The organism is Algorimicrobium echini, from assembly GCF_900115185.1.
GTDB lineage: Bacteria > Bacteroidota > Bacteroidia > Flavobacteriales > Flavobacteriaceae > Algorimicrobium > Algorimicrobium echini.
Genome location: NZ_FOVN01000001.1, coordinates 1,029,178 through 1,050,903, shown reverse-complemented (window position 1 = coordinate 1,050,903; position 21,726 = coordinate 1,029,178). Strand labels below are relative to the sequence as shown.

Annotated in this window: 18 protein-coding genes and 1 tRNA gene; 8 read left to right on the top strand and 11 right to left on the bottom strand. The window is 33.2% G+C overall.

Annotated features, from left to right (window positions below; genetic code table 11):
• Nucleotides 1–29 precede the first annotated feature (29 nt).
• Entirely contained in the window at nucleotides 30–2,330 is a 2,301-nt protein-coding gene (locus tag BM239_RS04775; protein ID WP_092206477.1) for an inorganic phosphate transporter, read from the top strand.
• A gap of 114 nt (nucleotides 2,331–2,444) precedes the next feature.
• Here BM239_RS04775 and BM239_RS04770 read toward each other — a convergent pair whose 3' ends face one another.
• The 3 genes from BM239_RS04770 to BM239_RS04760 all read right to left on the bottom strand — a co-directional run bounded on the left by BM239_RS04770 (nucleotide 2,445) and on the right by BM239_RS04760 (nucleotide 6,736).
• Nucleotides 2,445–2,981 (bottom strand): hypothetical protein, encoded by a 537-nt coding sequence (locus BM239_RS04770; protein WP_092206476.1) that lies wholly within the window; start codon nucleotides 2,979–2,981, stop codon nucleotides 2,445–2,447.
• 110 nt (nucleotides 2,982–3,091) lie between these two features.
• Nucleotides 3,092–5,572, bottom strand: a complete 2,481-nt coding sequence (locus BM239_RS04765) for a ribonucleoside-diphosphate reductase subunit alpha (RefSeq protein WP_092206475.1) — start codon at nucleotides 5,570–5,572, stop codon at nucleotides 3,092–3,094.
• Nucleotides 5,573–5,755: 183 nt separating this feature from the next.
• Nucleotides 5,756–6,736, bottom strand: a complete 981-nt coding sequence (locus BM239_RS04760; RefSeq protein WP_092206474.1) for a ribonucleotide-diphosphate reductase subunit beta — start codon at nucleotides 6,734–6,736, stop codon at nucleotides 5,756–5,758.
• Between the two features lie 627 nt (nucleotides 6,737–7,363).
• Between BM239_RS04760 and BM239_RS04755 the strand changes: the two genes are divergently transcribed.
• Nucleotides 7,364–8,098, top strand: a complete 735-nt coding sequence (locus BM239_RS04755; RefSeq protein WP_092206473.1) for a LytR/AlgR family response regulator transcription factor — start codon at nucleotides 7,364–7,366, stop codon at nucleotides 8,096–8,098.
• Nucleotides 8,099–8,104: 6 nt separating this feature from the next.
• Complete coding sequence (locus BM239_RS04750) at nucleotides 8,105–10,051, top strand: tetratricopeptide repeat-containing sensor histidine kinase (RefSeq protein ID WP_092206472.1); 1,947 nt, start codon at nucleotides 8,105–8,107, stop codon at nucleotides 10,049–10,051.
• Nucleotides 10,052–10,054: 3 nt separating this feature from the next.
• Here BM239_RS04750 and BM239_RS04745 read toward each other — a convergent pair whose 3' ends face one another.
• Nucleotides 10,055–10,621: a DUF3109 family protein gene (locus BM239_RS04745; RefSeq protein WP_092206471.1), complete on the bottom strand. Its 567-nt coding sequence runs from the start codon at nucleotides 10,619–10,621 to the stop codon at nucleotides 10,055–10,057.
• 159 nt (nucleotides 10,622–10,780) lie between these two features.
• On the opposite strand from BM239_RS04745, the gene BM239_RS04740 reads away from it, so the two are divergent.
• Together BM239_RS04740 and BM239_RS04735 are read left to right on the top strand one after the other, a co-directional pair.
• Nucleotides 10,781–10,984, top strand: coding sequence for a hypothetical protein (locus tag BM239_RS04740; protein WP_092206470.1), 204 nt, complete (start codon nucleotides 10,781–10,783; stop codon nucleotides 10,982–10,984).
• Nucleotides 10,984–11,586, top strand: a complete 603-nt coding sequence (locus tag BM239_RS04735; RefSeq protein ID WP_092206469.1) for an NAD(P)-binding domain-containing protein — start codon at nucleotides 10,984–10,986, stop codon at nucleotides 11,584–11,586. The genes BM239_RS04740 and BM239_RS04735 overlap by 1 nt, the downstream gene beginning before the upstream one ends.
• A gap of 95 nt (nucleotides 11,587–11,681) precedes the next feature.
• Here BM239_RS04735 and BM239_RS04730 read toward each other — a convergent pair whose 3' ends face one another.
• From BM239_RS04730 to BM239_RS04705, 6 genes are all read right to left on the bottom strand, one after another.
• Nucleotides 11,682–13,271 carry a S41 family peptidase gene (locus tag BM239_RS04730; RefSeq protein ID WP_092206468.1) on the bottom strand — a complete coding sequence of 530 codons (1,590 nt, stop codon included), beginning with the start codon at nucleotides 13,269–13,271 and terminating at the stop codon, nucleotides 11,682–11,684.
• Nucleotides 13,268–13,702, bottom strand: coding sequence for a deoxycytidylate deaminase (locus tag BM239_RS04725; protein ID WP_092206467.1), 435 nt, complete (start codon nucleotides 13,700–13,702; stop codon nucleotides 13,268–13,270). The genes BM239_RS04730 and BM239_RS04725 overlap by 4 nt, the downstream gene beginning before the upstream one ends.
• 93 nt (nucleotides 13,703–13,795) lie before the next feature.
• A complete protein-coding gene (locus tag BM239_RS04720; RefSeq protein ID WP_092206466.1) occupies nucleotides 13,796–14,386 on the bottom strand; it encodes a HupE/UreJ family protein in 591 nt (196 codons plus the stop codon).
• A 107-nt stretch (nucleotides 14,387–14,493) separates the two neighbouring features.
• A complete protein-coding gene (locus BM239_RS04715; RefSeq protein WP_092206465.1) occupies nucleotides 14,494–15,399 on the bottom strand; it encodes a mechanosensitive ion channel family protein in 906 nt (301 codons plus the stop codon).
• A 90-nt stretch (nucleotides 15,400–15,489) separates the two neighbouring features.
• Entirely contained in the window at nucleotides 15,490–15,906 is a 417-nt protein-coding gene (locus BM239_RS04710) for a DUF2141 domain-containing protein (protein ID WP_092206464.1), read from the bottom strand.
• Nucleotides 15,907–16,216: 310 nt separating this feature from the next.
• A tRNA-Leu gene (locus BM239_RS04705) sits at nucleotides 16,217–16,298 on the bottom strand.
• 157 nt (nucleotides 16,299–16,455) lie between these two features.
• Between BM239_RS04705 and BM239_RS04700 the strand changes: the two genes are divergently transcribed.
• From BM239_RS04700 to pth, 3 genes are all read left to right on the top strand, one after another.
• Nucleotides 16,456–17,397, top strand: a complete 942-nt coding sequence (locus BM239_RS04700; protein ID WP_092206463.1) for a ribose-phosphate pyrophosphokinase — start codon at nucleotides 16,456–16,458, stop codon at nucleotides 17,395–17,397.
• A 54-nt stretch (nucleotides 17,398–17,451) separates the two neighbouring features.
• Nucleotides 17,452–18,096, top strand: a complete 645-nt coding sequence (locus BM239_RS04695; RefSeq protein ID WP_092206462.1) for a 50S ribosomal protein L25/general stress protein Ctc — start codon at nucleotides 17,452–17,454, stop codon at nucleotides 18,094–18,096.
• A gap of 151 nt (nucleotides 18,097–18,247) precedes the next feature.
• A complete protein-coding gene (pth, locus tag BM239_RS04690) occupies nucleotides 18,248–18,814 on the top strand; it encodes an aminoacyl-tRNA hydrolase (protein WP_092206785.1) in 567 nt (188 codons plus the stop codon).
• Nucleotides 18,815–18,865: 51 nt separating this feature from the next.
• On the opposite strand, the gene BM239_RS04685 is transcribed toward pth, so the two are convergent.
• On the bottom strand, nucleotides 18,866–21,616 hold the full coding sequence (locus BM239_RS04685; RefSeq protein WP_092206461.1) for a T9SS type A sorting domain-containing protein: 2,751 nt from the start codon (nucleotides 21,614–21,616) through the stop codon (nucleotides 18,866–18,868).
• Between the last annotated feature and the right edge of the window lie 110 nt (nucleotides 21,617–21,726).

Below are 21,726 nucleotides of genomic sequence, written 5' to 3'. Positions count from 1 at the left end.
ATATTTGCAAACTATTTTAAAGCAAAATAATGGATAATATATACTTATTAATGATTGTTGCCTTGGCCGTTTTAGCAATAGCTGATTTGGTTGTTGGTGTTAGTAATGATGCTGTTAACTTCTTGAATTCAGCTATCGGTTCAAAAGCTATTTCATTTAAAACAATCATGATTGTTGCTAGTGTTGGTGTTGCTGTTGGAGCTGTATTTTCAAGTGGCATGATGGAAGTCGCCCGAAAAGGTATTTTCAATCCGCATGAATTTATGTTTAGTGAAATCATGATTATTTTCATGGCTGTCATGATTACAGACATCTTACTATTAGACTTTTTTAATTCTGTTGGAATGCCAACATCTACAACGGTTTCCATAGTATTTGAGTTATTGGGTGCTTCTGTAGCGATTTCTTTAATTAAAATTGGTCATGATGGTGGTAGTTTTAGTGATCTTATAAATTATATTAACACCTCAAAAGCCGCCGAAATTATTTTTGGAATTCTCCTCTCGGTCGTCGTTGCTTTTTCCGTAGGTGCATTTGTTCAATGGGTTTCTAGACTATTGCTTTCCAATAATTTTGAGAAAAAAGCAAGTTGGGTAGGTGCCTTATTTGGTGGTATTGCACTAACATCTCTTACCTATTTTATTTTTATTAAAGGTTTAAAAGGAATGGCATTTGGTGATTCAGCACTAACTATATTAAACGGAAATAGCATTAATGATTTACTTGCTGATCAAGTAGGACTTGTTGTATTAATAAGTCTGATTTTTTGGACCTTACTTTCCCTACTTTTAATGACCGTATTTAAAGTAAATATCTACAAGCTTATAATATTAGTAGGAACATTTGCTTTAGCATTGGCTTTTGCTGGAAACGATTTAGTAAACTTTATTGGTGTACCAATTGCAGGCTGGTTATCTTATTCTACTTGGGTAGATTCTGGTGTTTCTGCAGATGTATTCAGTATGGGGTTTTTAGCAGATAAAGTAGCCACACCAACCTATTTATTAGTAGGAGCTGGTTTAATTATGGTTGCAACTCTTTGGTTTTCAAGTAAAGCTAAAGCTGTTGTTAAAACATCATTAGATTTATCGAGCCAAAGCGAAACCAAGGAACGTTTTCAGCCTAATTTTTTATCACGTGGTTTTGTACGTGTTGCTGTATTGGCATCACAAATGTCATCTTATATTTTACCGGAATCTTGGCAAGCAAAAATTGATAAGCAATTTGAAACACCAGTTTTAAAACTAAAAAAAGATAAAACCTACGAACTTCCAGCATTCGATTTGGTACGTGCAGCTGTAAACCTAATGGTTGCTGCCGTATTAATTTCCATTGCTACCTCTATGAAATTACCACTTTCTACAACCTATGTTACTTTTATGGTTGCTATGGGTACTTCATTAGCAGATCGTGCATGGGGAGCAGAAAGTGCTGTATATCGCGTAGCTGGTGTTTTAAACGTAATTGGAGGATGGTTTTTTACGGCCTTCATAGCTTTTATTGCAGCGGCAATTATAGCATACTTATTAAATTGGAATGTTTCTATTATGGTTCCTGTTTTATTGTTGTTAGCAACTATTTTATTAGTGAGAAATTATATTTCGCACAACAAAAAATCGAAAGAACTAAAAGCCGAAGACAGTTTAACACGTGCTGAAAGCAGCTCTATTCAAGGTGTTATTCATGAAAGCACAAATAATATTGCTAACGTTATTAAACGTGGAAACCGAATTTACACCAATGCCATTAATGGATTAGCAAAACAAGATTTATCCTTACTAAAGAAGAATAAAAAACAGGTTGTGAAATTATCTGACGAAATTGATGAATTACGAGACAATATTTTTTACTTCATTAAAAATTTAGACGAATCCAGTGTTGCAGCTAGTAACTTCTACATTAATGTTTTAGGATATTTACAAGATATTACACAATCTTTAGAATACATATCTAAAATAAGCCATAAGCACGTTAACAACAACCACAAGAAATTGAAATTCAGTCAAATTAAAGAACTGAAAGAAGTTGACGACCGTTTTGAACGTTTATTTCAAAACATTAAAGCCGCTTTTGATACCCGTTCTTTTGAAGAAATAGGTGTTATTTTAGGTAGAAAGAAAGAGATTATGGATATGGTAACCCATAAAATCCAGAAACAAGTGGAACGTACTAGAACGGAAGAATCTAGTCCGAAAAACACGACGTTGTATTTCAGTGTTTTATTAGAAACGAAGGATTTATTGAATGCTACAATGAATCTGTTAGAAGAATACCATAATGCACATGATAGTTCAGTGGAACCTGCTAAAGTTACAGAAGCTGAAGATTAATATATAGTTACATTCTGTATATCAAAAAGCATCTCGATTGAGATGCTTTTTTGGTTTGTATTTGTAACAATTTCTTTTGGTTTATAACTAAACTACTTGTTTTTAATAACCGGTTTATTTTTTGTTTCTTAAATCAAAGTTCGGACTGTACAATTCGTAATCAAAGCTTAAGTGTTCTTGTAAAAAGGCAACGATACGTTCCGCATTTTGGAATTTTTTTACGCCAATTAATTCAGTTTTTTCAGTATGCGATTTATCCAACAGGTAAACAAAAAATTTATAAAAACTATCAACTCCTTGAGGAGATGCTAATCCAACTGTAGGCATGCCATTAGCTCTTTTTAATTTTAAGATTGAAACTATGTGCTTATTTTTTAAATCAATATTCTGTTTATAAATCAAGAGACCCAAAACAAAATATGCTCTATAAAGACTATTATCACGAACTAATAACCCTAGTCTTGACATAACCAAGGAAACCATTCCGATTATAAAAATTGTTAAAAGCAAAAAAAGTAAGGAATCATTAAAATCTGTAAGTAGAGAGTTTTTGATTAGAAAGAATATAGAAAAACCTATTCCTAAAATTATGGACACATGTATTTTCTGGATAAGATTTAAATTATACTCCGTAATGATTCTTTTATCCATTTTTTAAAATAGTGTATAACTAAAATACAGTCTAAAAATCATATTAACAAAATAGGTTTCAACCAAGTATAATGGTTGAAACCTATTTACATTCACAAGTTTATTTTAGTTTAAGACCCACACATCAAACAATCATCACCTTCTGCTTCTTTTGCTTGGGCAATAAGGGCTTTCATTTCTTCTGCAGTCATAGGTTCTACTTCTTCTGCAGATTGTTTTTGAGCAAATTTAGCGGCTGTTTTTGCGGCTTGCTGCTTTTGCTGTTCTACCATGCTCCCATTGTCAATCACCTCTACAATTTCAGCCACAGGCTCTTCTTTTTTCTTGGTATCTAATGTAAACTTAATAGCATCTACAGCACTCTTCGTTCTTAAATAGTACATACCTGTTTTTAAGCCGCTTTTCCAAGCGTAGAAATGCATGGATGTTAACTTCGCCATGGTTGCACCTTCCATAAACAAGTTTAAAGATTGCGATTGGTCTATAAAGTAACCTCTATGACGCGACATATCTATAATGTCTTTCATGCTTAATTCCCAAACCGTTTTATAAAGCTCCTTAATATCCTGCGGTATACCTTCAATTCCTTGAACGGAACCATTAGCTCTCATAATATCCTGTTTTAGGCTTTCGTTCCAGAGGCCTAGTTCTACTAAATCCTCCAATAAATGTTTGTTAACAACAATAAATTCTCCCGATAACACACGACGTGTATAAATATTGGACGTATAAGGCTCGAAACATTCATTATTGCCCAAAATCTGTGAAGTACTTGCTGTTGGCATTGGCGCAACTAATAACGAGTTTCTAACACCATGTTTCTTTACCTCTTTACGCAGTTTTTCCCAGTCCCAACGACCACTTAATTCGTTGTCTTTTATACCCCAAAGGTTGTGCTGGAATTCACCTTGACTCATTGGCGAACCTTCATACGTTTGGTATGGACCATCAGCCATAGCTTCCTCCATACTTGCCGTAACAGCTGCAAAATAAAGTGTTTCAAAAATTTCTTGATTTAACTTTTTAGCCTCATCACTGGTAAAAGGCATGCGTAATTTTATAAATGTGTCTGCTAAACCTTGAACACCTAAACCAACTGGTCTATGACGGAAATTAGAATTCTCGGCTTCTTTTACAGGATAGTAGTTCCTATCAATTACACGATTTAAATTTTTAGTAACGCGCTTGGTAATTTTAAATAGTTCTTTATGATCAAACTCGCCGTTTTTAATAAACATTGGCAAGGCAATAGACGCTAAATTACAAACGGCTACCTCATCTGGCGAGGTATACTCCATAATTTCCGTGCATAAATTAGAAGAACGTATGGTTCCCAAATTTTTCTGATTGGACTTGCGGTTAGCGGCATCTTTATACAACATGTAAGGTGTGCCTGTTTCAATTTGCGATTCTAATATTTTTTCCCAAAGTTCACGAGCTTTAATTGTTTTTCTACCTTTACCTTCAGCTTCATATTTTAGGTATAAGGCTTCAAATTCATCACTATGAACCTCATCCATTCCAGGACATTCGTTTGGACACATTAAGGTCCATTTGCCATCTTCTTGAACGCGTTTCATAAATAAGTCAGAAATCCACATAGCATAAAATAAGTCGCGTGCACGCATTTCTTCTTTTCCGTGGTTTTTCTTCAAATCCAAAAAGTCGAAAATATCAGCATGCCAGGTTTCCAGATACATAGCAAAACTGCCTTTACGCTTTCCGCCTCCTTGATCTACATAACGCGCTGTATCATTAAAAACTTTTAACATAGGAACAATACCGTTGGATGTTCCGTTAGTTCCTGAGATATAACTTCCTGTTGCACGAATGTTGTGAATAGCTAAACCAATACCTCCAGCTGATTGTGATATTTTGGCGGTTTGTTTCAATGTGTCATAAATACCATCTATACTATCGTCTTTCATGGTTAATAAAAAACAAGAAGACATTTGTGGTTTTGGTGTCCCTGAATTAAATAGTGTTGGTGTGGCGTGTGTAAAATATTTTTTAGACATCAGCTCATAGGTTTCCAAGGCTGCATCCAAATCGTTTAAATGAATTCCGATAGATACACGCATTAACATATGCTGTGGTCTTTCAGCTATTTTACCATTTAGCTTTAATAAGTATGAACGTTCAAGAGTTTTAAATCCAAAATAATCATATCCAAAATCACGATTATAAATAATTGTTGAATCTAATTTATCTTTATTTTCCATGATTACTTGATACACTTCATCAGATAATAAAGGCGCACCTTTTCCAGTTCTTGGATTCACGTAGGTATACAAATCGTGCATCACATCACTGAATGTTTTCTTGGTGTTTTTGTGTAAATTGGACACGGAAATACGTGCCGCTAAACGCGCATAATCAGGATGTGCTGTTGTCATGGTTGCAGCAATCTCAGCTGCTAAATTATCTAGTTCACTGGTGGTTACACCATCATAAAGACCTTCAATAACACGCATGGCAACTTTTAAAGGATCAACAAGCTCGTTTAAACCATAACACAGCTTTCTAACTCTAGCCGTAATTTTATCGAACATCATGAGTTCTTTTCTGCCATCTCTTTTTAATACATACATAATTTACACGTTTTTTGGTTTTCCCTGTTACACCTACAGGAAAATGGATTAATTAGCTAAAAGGATTGTTCTAATTTCAGAGAAACTAAAACTTTGAATTTATATAAAAGTATAACAAGAAAACTGGTAGATGAAGACCTACTTGATTTTTATTGCTATTAACTATTATCTAGGGTTTTTTATTTAAAAATCAGCATCAAAACTGAACTTGTCTTTTTCTTCTTCTTTGTTAAGAACACCTGCTTTTTGATATTCAGACACACGCTTTTCAAAGAAATTCGTTTTCCCTTGTAATGATATCATGTCCATAAAATCAAAAGGGTTGGCTGTGTTGTATTCTTTCTCGCAACCCAGTTCACTTAATAGTCTATCGGTTACAAACTCTAAATATTGAGACATGAGTTTGGCGTTCATACCAATTAAACTAGCAGGCAATGATTCAGTGATAAATTCACGTTCAATGTCAAGCGCATCAATTAAAATCTCACGAATACGTGCTTTAGGCACTTTATTAATTAAATGCTTGTTGTGTAAGTGCACAGCAAAATCACAATGAACACCTTCATCACGAGAAATGAGCTCGTTTGAAAATGTTAAACCAGGCATCAAACCACGTTTTTTAAGCCAAAAAATAGAACAAAACGCTCCTGAAAAAAATATACCTTCTACAGCAGCAAAAGCAATTAATCGTTCACCAAAACTAGGAGACTCAATCCATTTTAAAGCCCAATCTGCTTTTTTCTTAATAGCAGGAAAATTATCTAAAGCATTAAAAAGTTGATCTTTTTCTACTTCATCTTTAACATAAGTATCTATTAACAACGAATAGGTTTCGCTGTGAATGTTTTCCATCATAATTTGGAAACCATAAAAGAACTTGGCTTCACTATACTGCACTTCGTTAATAAAGTTTTCAGCCAAGTTTTCGTTTACAATACCATCACTAGCAGCAAAAAATGCTAAAATATGTTTTATAAAATAACGCTCATCATCATTTAATTTACTCTTCCAGTCTGTTAAATCTTGGTGTAAATCAATTTCTTCAGCTGTCCAAAAGCTCGCCTCTGATTTTTTATACCACTCCCAAATATCGTTATGTTGAATAGGAAAAATAACAAAGCGATCTTTATTTTCTTGTAGAATAGGTTCTGTTTGTTGAGACATTAGTAGCGTTTTTTAAGGTGTATATTTTTGAATTGTAATGAGACAAACAAATATTGAAAATTGTATCTGTAATTGAAAGGTATTTTTATAAACATTGTCAACAAGTTTTTAACAAACCAGTATTCATGCAGTCCTACAGGATGTTTTAGCAAATAAGTTATAAGCAACTTGCAATCAAGTGATTAACACAAAAAAACGATTTAAAATTACTGTAAGAAATAACCTATTAAAAATACGCTAACAACAGCAGGCTCCTAGGCACTACAATCCTAAATTACTTTGTAATTAAACACAAAAAAAGAGCGGAAAATTCCGCTCTTTTATTTCTAATTAACTAATGAGAATAAAATCAAAAAGCCAGAAAAAATCTAGCTTTTTGTTGATTAATAGCACATACCCTTTAATAAATGCTTAATCGTATAATAATTTAATAGCAATGCTAATATCTCATTTTTCTTACTACAATAGACCTCCTTTTGTATAGTTGGTAATAAATTATGTGTATTTGGCATAAATCAAGTTTTTCAAAATACACTTTTCTTTATGAACATGGCAATGCTGTTAAATCAAACATCATTTATGTATTATTAAAGTTCTTAATAACAATATATTATTATATTTGAAACTATGATACGAGCCGTAATTGTAGACGATGAGCAAAAAGCTATTGAGAGTTTGTCATGGGAATTGACAAACTTTAGCGATGAAGTAGAAATAATAGCGACTTTTAACAAACCCGAAGAAGCTATTAGCTATCTAAACACGCACAAACCTGATTGTGTTTTTTTAGATATTAATATGCCTACCATGGACGGATTTCAGTTTTTAGACAAACTACCAGAAACCGATTTTGCAGTAGTCATCACGACAGCTTACAATGAATATGCATTAAAAGCTTTAAAACATGAAGCAATAGATTACCTTTTAAAACCAATTGATTCTGATGATTTAAAAGAAACGCTAAATAGAATAAAAAAACATAACACGTCCGCATTTCCAGTTGCTAAAATTGAAGAGATTTTAATTAATTTCAATAAAAATTTTAATCAAAAGAAAATCACGTTAAATACTGATGGTAAATTAATATTTTTAGAAACGGATAATATTATTTATATCGAGTCTGATGGCAACTACAGCACCTTTGTCATGGCTGATAATCAAAAGATTTTAGTAACCAAAAAACTAAAAGAAGTGAATGCACTTTTGCCAGAAAATTATTTTTTCAGAATTCATAATTCATACATTATAAATTTAAATAAAATTAAAGAATTCATAAAAAATGATGGCTATGTTATTATGCAAACCAATGAAAAAATTCCAGTAGCCAGACAACGAAAATCTGATTTTCTAGATAAAGTTTAAGCATGTATGAAAACCAAAAATAGGCTTTATAGGCTATCCTTTTTAATAGCGCTTTGTTTTCTTACCACTTATAGTGGTTTAGCGCAAGAATTAGATTTAAAATCTTTTTACAAAAAGGTAGATAGCATTTTAATTGAGAGACCAAATAAACCTGCTATTTTGGATTCTGTTTTTTACAAGGTGAAATCAGACACCATTAAACTTTCATATTTAGTACACAAAAGCCACCAAGAAGACTATTTGGAAGGCGAATGGTTTGCTTTGAATTCACTTGGAAATTGTTTTAGGAACATTTCAGATTACGACCAATCCATCGATTTATACTCCAAAGCCCTTTCTACAGCTAAACAAAGTAAGAACCTTGAAATGGAAGTTATTAGTCTAAACATGCTTGGCGTTGTTTATAGACGAATGGATGCTATTCGTTCCGCTCTTGACTACCATAAGCAAGCTTTAGATTTAGCTGAAAATGCCCGAAATAAAACCCTAGGATTAAAACGGAGTATTGCTGTTTCGCAAAACAGTATGGGAAATATTTATTTAGCCTTAAAGCAATATGATTTGGCGCTTATTCAGTTCTACAAATCATTAGCTATAGAGGAAGAACTAGACAACAAGCTCGGTTTAGCCATTAACAATCACAACATAGGTTATGCGAAAGAAAAAACGGGTTTGTATAAAGAAGCATTGGAATACTACAACAAATCTTTGGAGTATAATTACCAAATTGAATCTGAAATAGGGATTGTTATCTGTTTTAATAGCATTGGAAAAGTTTACATCTATCAAAATAAATTTAAAGAAGCAAACACCATAATAAAGGATGCCTTACAACGCGCCATTGCAGAAAACGATCAGTTTTATATTGCCATTTCTTATGTAAATTACGGATTATCTGAATTAAAGCTTAACAATTTGGATGCTGCCAAAACAAATTTGACTCATGGGTTAGAAATAGCAAAACAATTTAACTTAAAGTCTTCAGAAATTGAAGCTTATAAATATTTATCAGAAATATACGAGATAACAGGACAATATAATGAGGCTTTAGACACCTTCCGAAAACATGTTACATTAGATGAAAGTTTGACCAACGAACGCAACATTCAATATGTAAACGATTTAATTATTAAATATGAAACGGAGAAAAAAAATAATCAGATTAAGGAATTAGCAAGCGAAAATGAAATAGTAAAACTCCGGCTGGAAAAAAATAAACGAACCCTATTATTAAGTTTGCTTGGCGCTAGTTTGGTATTCATAACCCTATACGTGCTTTACAGACAACGCCAACTTAAAAATGAGAAAAAGATACTGACTTTAGAACAGGACATGTTGCGAAATCAAATGAATCCGCATTTTATTTTCAACTCTTTAAACTCCATTAAACTCTATATTATTAATAATGAAAAGGAAAATGCAGTTTATTATCTTAATAAGTTTTCAAAATTAATTAGAAAGATCCTCATTGCTTCAACCGAAAAAGACATATCACTAGAAGATGAAATTGAAAACATGTCACTTTACATGAATATTGAAAATATTAGATTTTCCAATGAAATTGATTACCAAGAAAACATTGATAAAAATTTAAATACATCTTCCATAAAAGTTCCGTCACTTATTTTGCAACCCTTTTTAGAAAATGCCATCTGGCATGGCTTATCAGCTAAAACACAAAATAAAAAAATTGAGTTAGTTGCTAAAAAAACCCAAGATGGCCATGTAGAAATTACTATAACAGATAATGGCATTGGACGCTTGGCTTCTGAAAAAATTAGAAATGAAAAGAAAATAAAACGACAATCCGTAGGCTTAAATATTACTAAAGCACGCCTTGAAAACTTCTCTAAAGATTTTAAAGAAGATTATCATATTGAAATAATTGATTTATATGACGACCAAAATATTGCAATGGGAACACAAGTAGTATTAAGCATTCCAATTAAATAATTATCAAGAATGTTTTTCGGCTACTTTTTCTAGTTCCTTGTACCAGTCTTCACCAAATTTCCTAATCAGTCCCTGCTTAACAAACTTGTAAATTGGCACTTGAAGTTCCTTTCCAAGGGTACATGCATCATCACAAATGTACCATTTATTATAATTTACAGCAGAAAACTCACTGTAATCCTTAACACGTACTGGATATAAATGGCATGAAACTGGCTTCTTCCAATCTATTTCGCCTTGGTTATAAGCTTCTTCTATACCACATAAAGCCGTTCCTTTCTTATCAAAAGTTACATATGCACAATCCGCTCCATTAATTAGTGGTGTTTCCAATTCACCATCTTCTGTAGTGATAAAAGTACCTTGTGCCTCAATGGCGTCAATACCAACTTGACGTAAAAAAGGTTTTACTTTTGGGTAAATATCTTGTAAAATTTGGGTTTCAGCCTCTTCAAGTGGTGCACCTGCATCACCATCTATACAGCAAGCACCTTTGCATGCTGATAGATTACAGACAAAATCCTTTTGAATAATATCTTCTGAAACTATCGTTTTTCCTAATTGAAACATGCTGCAAAAATAGAGAAACTTTCGGTTAGTTTAATGATGTAATTTTAGTAATAATGCGCTAATTTTGCAAAAAGGAGTCATTTAATCATCATTTTGGATTATTTCTTTTGAATAATCCTTTTCAAAAGAATACTATCTAAAAATAAAAACTTTTTTATTATGAAAATACTCATTCTCATCCTATCCCTTGTAGCCCTTATTTTAATAGGATTTAATGTAACAAAAATTAATTTTAGCACGCCTTTTGAAGGCGAAAGTATGGTTGCCATGATTACCATTTTTGCATCGCTTTGCGCTGTTATATTGTTGCAAATTTTAAATGTTTCCAAAAAAATTGAACAGAAATCTAAAAACAACCACTAATGTTTGATGCATTAATCATTGGTGGTGGCGCTTCTGGAATGTCCTGCGCTTTAGTACTAGGCTCGGCAAAAAAACAAGCCTTTGCAGCCAATAAGCGCATAGGCATTATTCTACATCAAAAAACATCTCATTTACAAAATGCTTTGTTTAATAATGTATTAGGATTAAAACCTGGAACTACTGGTGCTGATATTCTCCTTTCAGGAAAAGAACAGTTAACTTTTTTATATCCACATGTAAATTGTATTGAACACGAAAAAGTCCAAACTATAAGTAAAACAACGGATGGTTTTTCCGTAACAACCAACAAATCAACTTACCATTCTAAAATTGTGGTTGTAGCTGTTGGATACACTAATTTGCTAACTATTTCTGGTTTGGAATCGTATGTTGAGCCACATCCACGAGCCAAGATAGAAAAAGAACGAATATGGCTGAAAAACGACAATCATTTATTAGAAAACGGACTTTATGTAGCAGGAACACTTGCTGGTTGGCGCAGTCAATTTGCTATTGCATCGGGTAGTGGTGCCCAAGTAGCAACGGATATTTTAACGCTTTGGAATCATGGGGAGCATGTTAAAATTCATGATAAGGTTTGAGTTCAAAATGAGTTATTATGTTATTGTGTTAAATAACTTAACCACTCACAATCAACACTAGAAACTTTGAAATTTAAATGAAGAACCAAAAACGCTTATAACCCAGCATCCAATTTTAAAACCTCCTCAATAACAATATCGCTTTTATTGAGCACCTCCTCAAAGGCACCTTTACTATAAAGTTGAGATGCCAAGGTAGCTTTAATGTATTGCTTTACTTCATCGTTATAGGCTACAAAGGTTATATTGGCGTTGGTTTTTGCATTTAGATAATCCTGAAAGGCCAGGACAAAATCGTCTGTTACTTCAAAGTTATTTATAAAGTCCTTACGAGAAAAATCATCATAAGCATGTCTGTTTTTCTCTAATTCTTCAAATACGAAATTACTAACAAAACCACGACGTTGCAAAAACGTTAAAGTTTCGTTTTGCATACTTAAATCTAAAGGCACAAAAACATCTGGAATAATTCCACCTCCTCCATAGACCACTTTACCTTTTGGAGTGGTAAATTTTAAAGAGTCTGCCACTTCAATTTTTTCGGGATCTAAAAATTCGCCACTGCTCAAACGCTCAAAATAATCATCATAATAATCTTTATTTCCGTTTTCATAAGAGCGTTGTATGGAACGTCCTGTTGGCGTATAATACCTTGAAACAGTTAAACGTACAGCACTACCATCACCTAAATTCATTTCGCGTTGAACCAAACCTTTTCCATAGGAGCGTCTTCCAACTATAATACCTCTATCGTTATCTTGAAGTGCTCCTGCTACAATTTCGCTTGCTGATGCGGAATTTTCATCAATCAACACATAAACCTTGCTAGTTTCAAAATCACCTTTACTAGTAGCATAACTTTTTTGAATATTACCACGCTTATTTTTAGTGAATAGAATTAATTTTTCATCTTCCAAAAATTCATCCACAATTTTTTCTGCAATCGTTAAAAAGCCACCTGGATTACCGCGTAAATCTAGCACCAAATCCTCCACTCCAGATTTTTTCAAATTACGAAGCTCTTCTTTAAATTCTTTATAGGTAGACTCTGCAAACCTATTAATTTTAATATAGCCTAATGTTTCGGTTAGCATATAAGCTGCATCCACACTACGAATAGGGATATGATCGCGTTTTACTGAAAACGTAAGGAGTTTGGGTTCGCCTTTACGGTAAACTTCTAATTTCACCTTGGTATCAATAGGTCCTTTTAACTTCTTTATGATATCCGAATTACTTAAATCTTTCCCAAAAATAGAATCGCCATCAGCGGTTATAATCCTATCACCTCCTTGAATTCCTACCTTATCACTTGGACTCCCTTCTATGGTTCGGATTACGGTTATGGTATCATTATAGGTATAAAAACTAATTCCGATGCCTACAAAATCGCCTTTCATGTTTTCAGTAACCCGTTGCATATCTGCCTTTGGTATGTAAACAGAATGAGGGTCTAAATTTTCTAATATTCCATTCACCGTAACATCAACAATGCTATCGGTATTTACATCGTCTACATATTCATAATCAATATAATCAATGAGTCTATTTAGCTTTTCTTTCTTACTATTAGAACTAAATAAGCGATCTGGTTTGTCAGAAAAATTTAATTTTCCACCAATAAAAATTCCAGCCGCAATCCCGAGACCTAATAAAAGTGGTAAATATTTCTTTTTAAATGTCATTCCGCTTGTAAATCTGTTATTAATTTTAGTTCTATTCCTGCTTTTTCTAAAAATTGCAGACCAGAATTATCTTTATAAGCATCTTTATAAACCACCCGTGTTATACCAGCTTGGTGTATTAATTTACTACATTCTTTACAAGGTGAAAGTGTAATATAAAGGGTAGCTCCCATACAAGATTGAGTTGAGGCTGCTACTTTTAAAATGGCATTCGCTTCTGCATGAAGTACATACCATTTGGTGTAACCTTCTTCGTCCTCACAAAAATTTTCGAAACCTGTGGGTGTACCGTTATAGCCGTCGGAAATTATCATTCTGTCTTTTACAATTATAGCTCCAACTTGTTTGCGTTTGCAATAGGATAATTTGCCCCATTCGGAAGCCATTCTTAAATATGCTTTATCATATTTAAGTTGTTTTTTCTCTTTCATAAACATACTTACTTATAACGAAGATAGTGGCTTCGTATTTTAATTACAACCTGACTATTAAAGATTTATGAAAACTTTAGGTAAACCGAGCTGTTAAGCTATAAAATCGCTATTTAAAATCATAGGAATTACCAGACCAACAACGACTGCTGAAATAACCATTACCCAATCGCGTTTTGAAAAACGAAAAACCGTTTGCATAATATAACCGAGAAACAAAACAACAAACACAATAATTACTTGCGCTATTTCAATACCCAAAGCAAACTCTAATAAGGTAATTATTTTATTATCAGATTTTCCGACCATCATTTGAAACTCTCTAGCAAAACCTAATCCATGGACGAGTCCAAAAAAAAGTGTAGAGAAAAACAGAACCCCAATTTTTTCTTTTTGGGCACCTTTTCCTGCGGTAAAGACATTAAACAAGGCAACAATTAAAATGGTAATAGGAATTAAAAATTCTACTAAAGCACCATTAACACTCACAACACCATAAGCCGCAAGCACCAATGACAATGTATGTCCTAATGTAAAGATAGAAACTAAAAGTAGGACGCGTTTCCAGTTATTAAATAAATAAGGAACGGTAAGTACAATAAGGAATAACACGTGGTCATAGGCGTTGATATCTAAAACGTGATTGATACCATATTCAACATTAAACCAAAAATTTTCAAGCATTATTTAAGTAGTTTTTAGGGTGTTTTCAAAGATACAATTTAAAATGAATTGATAAAAAACTGCCCATAAAATAGCTAAAGTTTTAAACCCGTGTAGATGTATGGCATTTACTTGCTATTTTTATCTGTATTTTTATAATCTACCGTTACAGGTATACTAGTTTGCGAACCATATAATTTAATTTCAGTTATATCTGCTGGCATATTTAAGCCGTTCTCCATAATAACTTGTTTCACGTTCCTTACAACACTACTTTTAACTTCTAAAGCTCGTTTTCTATATTCTTTAGTTTTGGTCCAAAACAGTATTTTTAAATTTACGGTACTAACGCCTAAAGACTCTACAACAACCAGACACTCATGCTCTTCATCTTCGTACACGCCTTCTGAATTCCTTACCGTTTCTAAAATAACGTGTTTCGCTGTATCAATATCATCTTCATAATCAATACCTACCATAAAATCCAATCTAAAATAGCCATCTTCTGTATAATTATAGACGGCTTTTTTTATAATATCACTATTTGGAATATATACGTCCCGACCATCAAATGTTTTTACTTTGGTATATCTGAATTCAAGAGATTTTATTTTACCAAAAATATTATCTACCATAATTGTATCATCAACATTAAACGGACGGTTAAACGATAGAATAATACCAGAAATAAAATTTTCACCAACATCCTTAAAAGCAAAACCGATTATAACGGCAGAGGCGCCAGCTGCAGTAAGTAAACCAGTAGCAATACCTCCTAACCCAGCTACTTTTAACGCCATCATAATCACCAAAGTTAACACACCTAATTTAACTGTTTTAGACAGAAAATTGACCATTAATGGATCTTCCGTTTTTAGTAAGTAGGTTCTTTTAAATAAACGAGAAATGGCATTGGCTAATAAAAACCCAACAATTATCATTAATAACGCCAAAATAAATTTAGGAACGCCCAAAATGAAAGACTCCCAATAGGCTTGTATAGATTCTTTCATAAGCTGTAAAGATTCATTCATGGCTATTACTTTATTTGAAATAGAATTTTTTTAAATATACAGCGTTATAGGAATCCTTGTTACACCTAAAACTAAAAATATTAACTGAAACTAATTAACTAGCTTAATGTTTAACACATGGTCTTTGTCAAAATAAAATTTACAATCTTCAAATTTTGGTGCCGAAAATTTGGGCTTAAAATTATTTGAGAAACCATAAGGCTCTTTCGGAATACCAATAAAATTTAAATTACAAATCCCATCAGAATTTTCATCATGATACATAGAAATAGCATAATCTCCACTAGGCAAATCGTCAATTATTAAACGCTCTGTACTGTTCTCTACCTTAATTGAATAATGTTTTATTTCTACATCTTTTTTTAAAAAACCTTCTTCAGCATTGTAAATTCCTACAATAATATTCCCTTGTATCTTTTCTATGTTTTGAATATTAATGGTCAACTTTGGGTTGTTGTTTGTTACTAAACCTAATATTAATGAGAAATATACAATAAGTGTATTCATATTTTTTGGGGTTTAAACTAAAAATGAGCACAATCCATTAAAATGGTACAAACATCGTGACTCATTTTCAAATACTAATTTACAAGTTTTTTAAATAGAAATTAAACAGATTCAATATTTTACAGTTTATAGTATGTAAAATTCTATTTACAAGCTGACTTAAATTTTATTGTACTGTCTGTTTTTTGAGATCACTTATACCCTATTTACTTAATTCAAATGTCTAGTAAACACGTTGTAAAAACGGAAAAAAATACAGCATAAAAAAACCTCAAACCATTTAAAATTAAATAGTTGAGGCTTTTATTAGTACTCAAGGTGGGAATCGAACCCACACTCCCGAAAGAACTGGATTTTGAATCCAGCGCGTCTACCAATTCCGCCACTTGAGCATGCTTATAAATTTAGTAGAGCACAAAATTATAAAATAAAAAACTTTTAACCATTAAAAATACACCCTATTATGCTTTTGGAGTTGAAATAAATTCCTAAATTTGCACCTCGTTAAGACAACCTGAATATAATTAGTTATAATACAACCAATTAAACATGCCAAACGTACAAACAGAAGCCAAAATTTTTACCTGTACACAAAGTAAAGTACTCGCACAGAAAATTGCAGATGCCTTTGGTATTAGTATGGGTAACGTTATTACCTCTACTTATAGTGATGGGGAGTTTCAGCCGTCTTACGAAGAGTCTATTCGTGGAACGCGTATTTTTATTATTGGTTCTACAAATCCAGGCCCTGAAAATTTAATGGAAATGTTGTTAATGATTGACGCTGCTAAACGCGCTTCAGCCAGACATATAACTGCTGTTTTGCCTTATTTTGGTTGGGCAAGACAGGACCGAAAAGATAAACCACGTGTGCCAATTGCTGCAAAACTAGTTGCTAAAATGCTTGAAGCAGCTGGAGCTACACGTATTATAACTATGGATTTGCATGCGGATCAAATTCAGGGATTTTTTGAAAAACCAGTTGATCATTTATTTGCTTCTACTATTTTTCTACCGTATTTAAAAAGCTTAAATGTTGATAATTTAACAATAGCTTCGCCAGATATGGGAGGCTCTAAAAGAGCCTACGCATACTCCAAAGCATTGGAAAGCGATGTCGTAATATGCTATAAACAACGTGCTAAAGCAAATGTCATATCACACATGGAATTAATTGGTGATGTTACAGGCAAAAACGTCGTTCTTGTAGATGACATGGTTGATACAGCCGGAACATTAACTAAAGCTGCCGACTTAATGATGGAGCGTGGAGCGTTAAGTGTTCGTGCCATATGTACACATCCTATTTTATCAGGAAATGCTTACGAGCGTTTAGAAAATTCTAAATTAGAAGAATTAATTGTAACCGATTCAATTCCTTTAAAACAAGAAAGCGCTAAAATACGCGTATTGAGCTGTGCTAATTTATTTGCTGAAGTCATGCAAAATGTGCATTACAACAAATCTATTAGTTCAAAATTTATCATGTAATATCATGTATGATATTACCAAAATTAGAATATTAATAACAATTATATATAAACAATGAAGTCAATTACAATTAACGGATCTCAAAGAGAAAGCGTAGGCAAAAAAGCAACAAAAGCCTTACGTAATGCTGGACAGGTACCTTGCGTATTATACGGAGGTGACAAACCAGTACATTTTAGTGCAGAAGAACTCGCATTTTCAAAACTGGTTTATACGCCTAACGCGCATACAGTTGTGATTTCTTTAGAAAATGGTGATGAATTCAACGCAGTTTTGCAAGATATTCAGTTTCACCCAGTAACAGATAGAATCTTACATGTAGATTTCTATCAGTTATTTGAAGACAAACAAATTTCAATGGAAATTCCTGTTCACTTTGTAGGAAATTCTAAAGGTGTGAAAGCTGGTGGTGTTTTACGTAAAAACGCTCGTAAGTTACGTGTGAAAGCGTTACCAAAAAACTTACCTGATTTTATTGAAATAGATATTACAGATTTAAAAATTGGTTCAAAATTATATGTTACTGCTTTAGAAAACGAAGCATACAAAATTTTACATACCGATAACACCGTTGTTTGTCAAATTAAACGTGCAAGAGCTGCTATGGCCATTGCTCTTGAAGAAGATGACGAAGAACTTGAAGAAGGTGCTGAAGGAACAGAAGGAACTGATACTCCAGAAGCAGAAGGTCAAGAGTAAACATATTTTAGTTTTAACATATGTAAAGCATTCTGTCCCGATAGCTATCGGGATTGAATGCTTTTTTTATTTTATATAAATTTGAAGTATGTGGAACATATTTACGTTATTAAACAAACGCCAAACTTTTAAAACAGACGAAACGGATAACATGAAAAAATTTCTAATTGTAGGCTTGGGAAATATTGGTGATAAATACCAAAACACAAGACATAATATTGGTTTTAAGATTTTAGACTTTTTAGCAAACAAAGAAGACCTCACCTTTACAACCGATAAATTAGGCGATTTAACCACCTATAAATTTAAAGGAAGAACCTTCATTTTATTAAAACCGAGTACTTATATGAACTTAAGTGGAAAATCTGTTTTGTATTGGCTGACGAAAGAAAAAATTCCTTTAGAAAATTTGCTAATCATAACCGACGATTTAAATTTACCTTTTGGAAGTATTCGACTAAAAACCAAAGGAAGTGATGGTGGTCATAATGGACTTAAAGATATTCAAGACAAATTAAATACTACAAAATATAATCGTTTCCGATTTGGCATAAGTAATGAATTTAGTCAAGGTCGCCAAGTTGATTATGTGCTTGGAGAATGGAGCGATGACGAATATAAATTACTTCGGGAACGTTTAGAAAAATCGGTTGAACTCATCAAATCTTTTGGAACCGCAGGTATTAATAACACCATGAATACCTTTAATGGTAAATAAAAAAAGGGACGCTAAATTAGCGTCCCTTTTTTTATACTGTTTACATAGTATTTACTTAATAACAATCTTTTTAATTGTTTCTTTTAATCCATTACTAACTTTAACTAGATAAACACCAGACTGGGCATTTTCTAAATTAATTTCTTGATTAAAGTCTGTTGAACTAGTAAACGAATTATTAAATATTGTGCGTCCTCGAATATCATAAACTTGCACATTAATACCCTTATCAGAATCGGATTGCAATTTAATATTAAACGAACCATTATTTGGATTCGGGAAAATAGCAAAACTAGCAATATCAAACTCTTCAACAGAAGCAGTTGGCTCGAAACATAATTCTATAGACCAGTAATTTATTTGCCCACCATCTTGTGTTGCATCATCCGTTACAGTTAGAATCCAATCTCCAGCTGCATCTTCACCATATAATGTTGATAAGTCTCCTTCAGGAATAAATGTTCCTGTAAATGGAGATGACCCTGTTGTAATTGAGGCGCCAGCTTCTTGATCAAAAACAGTAGCAGTATAATTTTGACCTGCAACACCACCGTTATCAGATGTCAATTCAACAACGGTTCCTGCTGGACTTGTTAATGTAATATCTAAATCTGCATTCCATGTATGAGTTATATCAATAGTAACATTTACATCTTCTAAAATTCCAGCAGTAGCTGTTATTATAGAAGTATATGTTTGCCCTCCAGCTCCATCTGAAATAGGTATTTCTGTATTATTTGTTAAAGAGGAACATGCTGGACAAGCTGCTCCAGAGACTACTGATATGTAATCTGTTAATACAAGTGTATTGGTGCCAAAGGAATTGGTTGCAACTAATGTTACATCATACATGCCATCAGCTGCATACGTTACAGTAGGGTTTTGAGCCGTAGATGTTGCTGGTGAACCACCTTCAAACGTCCATAACCAAGATGTGGCATTAGGTACTGTTTCATCTGAAAAATTTACCGTATTATTTGTGTCTAAACAAATAGTTTCATTATCTGCGCTAAAAGCTGCAACAGGTGGTCCAGGTAAAGCTGGAAGAGTATATCCACAAGAGGTTAGTGAGCTATGGATGATATTAATATCTGATGTGCTATAGTTTAAATTCACAGCTGCCTGATAAACAGCAACTGCTGCATCATTCTGACCTGTAGTTCCCCCTGTCATACCAAGTCCTTCCCAGAAAATGATATCCATTTCTTGTTGGCCAATTTGATCCCAAATACCCATTAAACAAGAGGCCCAAATTTGACCATCTGTATGTATTGAACCTGTTAATCCACCTGGATAACTAGCCGTATAATTAGTAACACGACCATTCCAACAAGCGTTATGACCATCCCAGTTAAATACCCAATTATATTGAGGATCTGCTGCTGTCCAATAACCATTGGCATTATTAACACCTCTATTGTATGATTGCGCTACATAATCCCCAGTTCCTTCGCCTAGACCTTCGGCACCACTATTTGCTCCTGCAGTAACCCAATCATGAAGCCCATGACCTAATTCATGATGAATAACATCTGAATCTTCAGCATCATCCACACAACCTTCACCAAAGGATAATCGGCCAGCAGCTGGTTGATAGTAAGAATTATCAGCACCTCCTGCACCATGAGGGTCATAACGGACACCTCCAGAATATTGATATGGCTCTATAGTTAGTCCGAGAGTATTGTTTAAGTAATCCATCATATAATCTATATGAAAATACGTGTTTACAGCTTCAAAACCTTGATCCTGCCTTGTAAAGCTAAAATCGGATGAGTTTTGAGAGAATAAACCAGTTGTTGGCGCATCAAAATCAATTATTTCTGCCCTTGGCCCTACTAATGAGTAAGTGCTTCCTGTTTGTGTTATATCATTCAGAGTTACACTAAAACGAGCTGCTGTAAGCTGGGCTGTATTAGCGTCTCCGCCATCAACATAACCTGTTGCGCCATATGTTGCCATATTAGAAGTTAAAGGGTCTGGATTAAAAACCATACCTGTACCGTTTACACGTCTTCTGTACTCATTTCTTTCAGTTGTTGACTTATCATGGTTACAGTTTTCATCATGTTCTCCATCATCACCACAATAATAATGATTCATATCTACAACTTTAAAAATTTCTCCTGTTCTTGCATCAACAAATACATGCCACTCTCCTAAAGGGTTCGTACTAGAAATAATTACCTCATGTGCTAACCTTGTTATTTTAGTGTTTTTATAAACCATTAATCGACTATCATTAAAACTAATGTCACTTTGTACATTCAAGTAATTAAGCGCTCTAGTGTAGGCATTATCTTTAGAAATACTCGGTTGCACATTTGCCATGTTTACTCCGGCTTCAAAACTATTCATAACAAAAACAACTTTATTTTGTGGTGAAATGCTAATAGTGACTTCGTTTTTATTTACAGGATAAGCTCCTGCATACTGTCTGAATCTAACAACCGAACCTGCATTAGAAGTTCGCGTGGCATGGTGCTTTAAATTTTGAAGTTCTTCTTTAGGAATTCCTAAAGTCTTTGATTCTTTATCTAAATAATAAAGCGCCATAGATTCTGGCGACCCTTGAGGAACCTCATAGTTAAGACCGTAAAGCGCAACTGGAACGCCTGTTTCTGAATTAAAGCGTCCATTATTTTTAATTTCAGTAGGAATGTATTCTTCTGCTTCTAAAGAAATTTCGATGGATCGTTTTTCCATTGGCTTTTGCGCCATAGCAAATTGCCCCATCATTACAAACATTGCTAATAACAATAAATGCTTGGGAATTAAAGCATGTCGAGTAATTGTTTTCATAATTTTTATAGTTTTCTAATTTTTAACAAGGGGTTTAAATTACTGAATATAAAGTAAATAAATTTGTAAAATTTACTTTTTTTTGATTTTGATTTTTTTTAAAAAAGAAA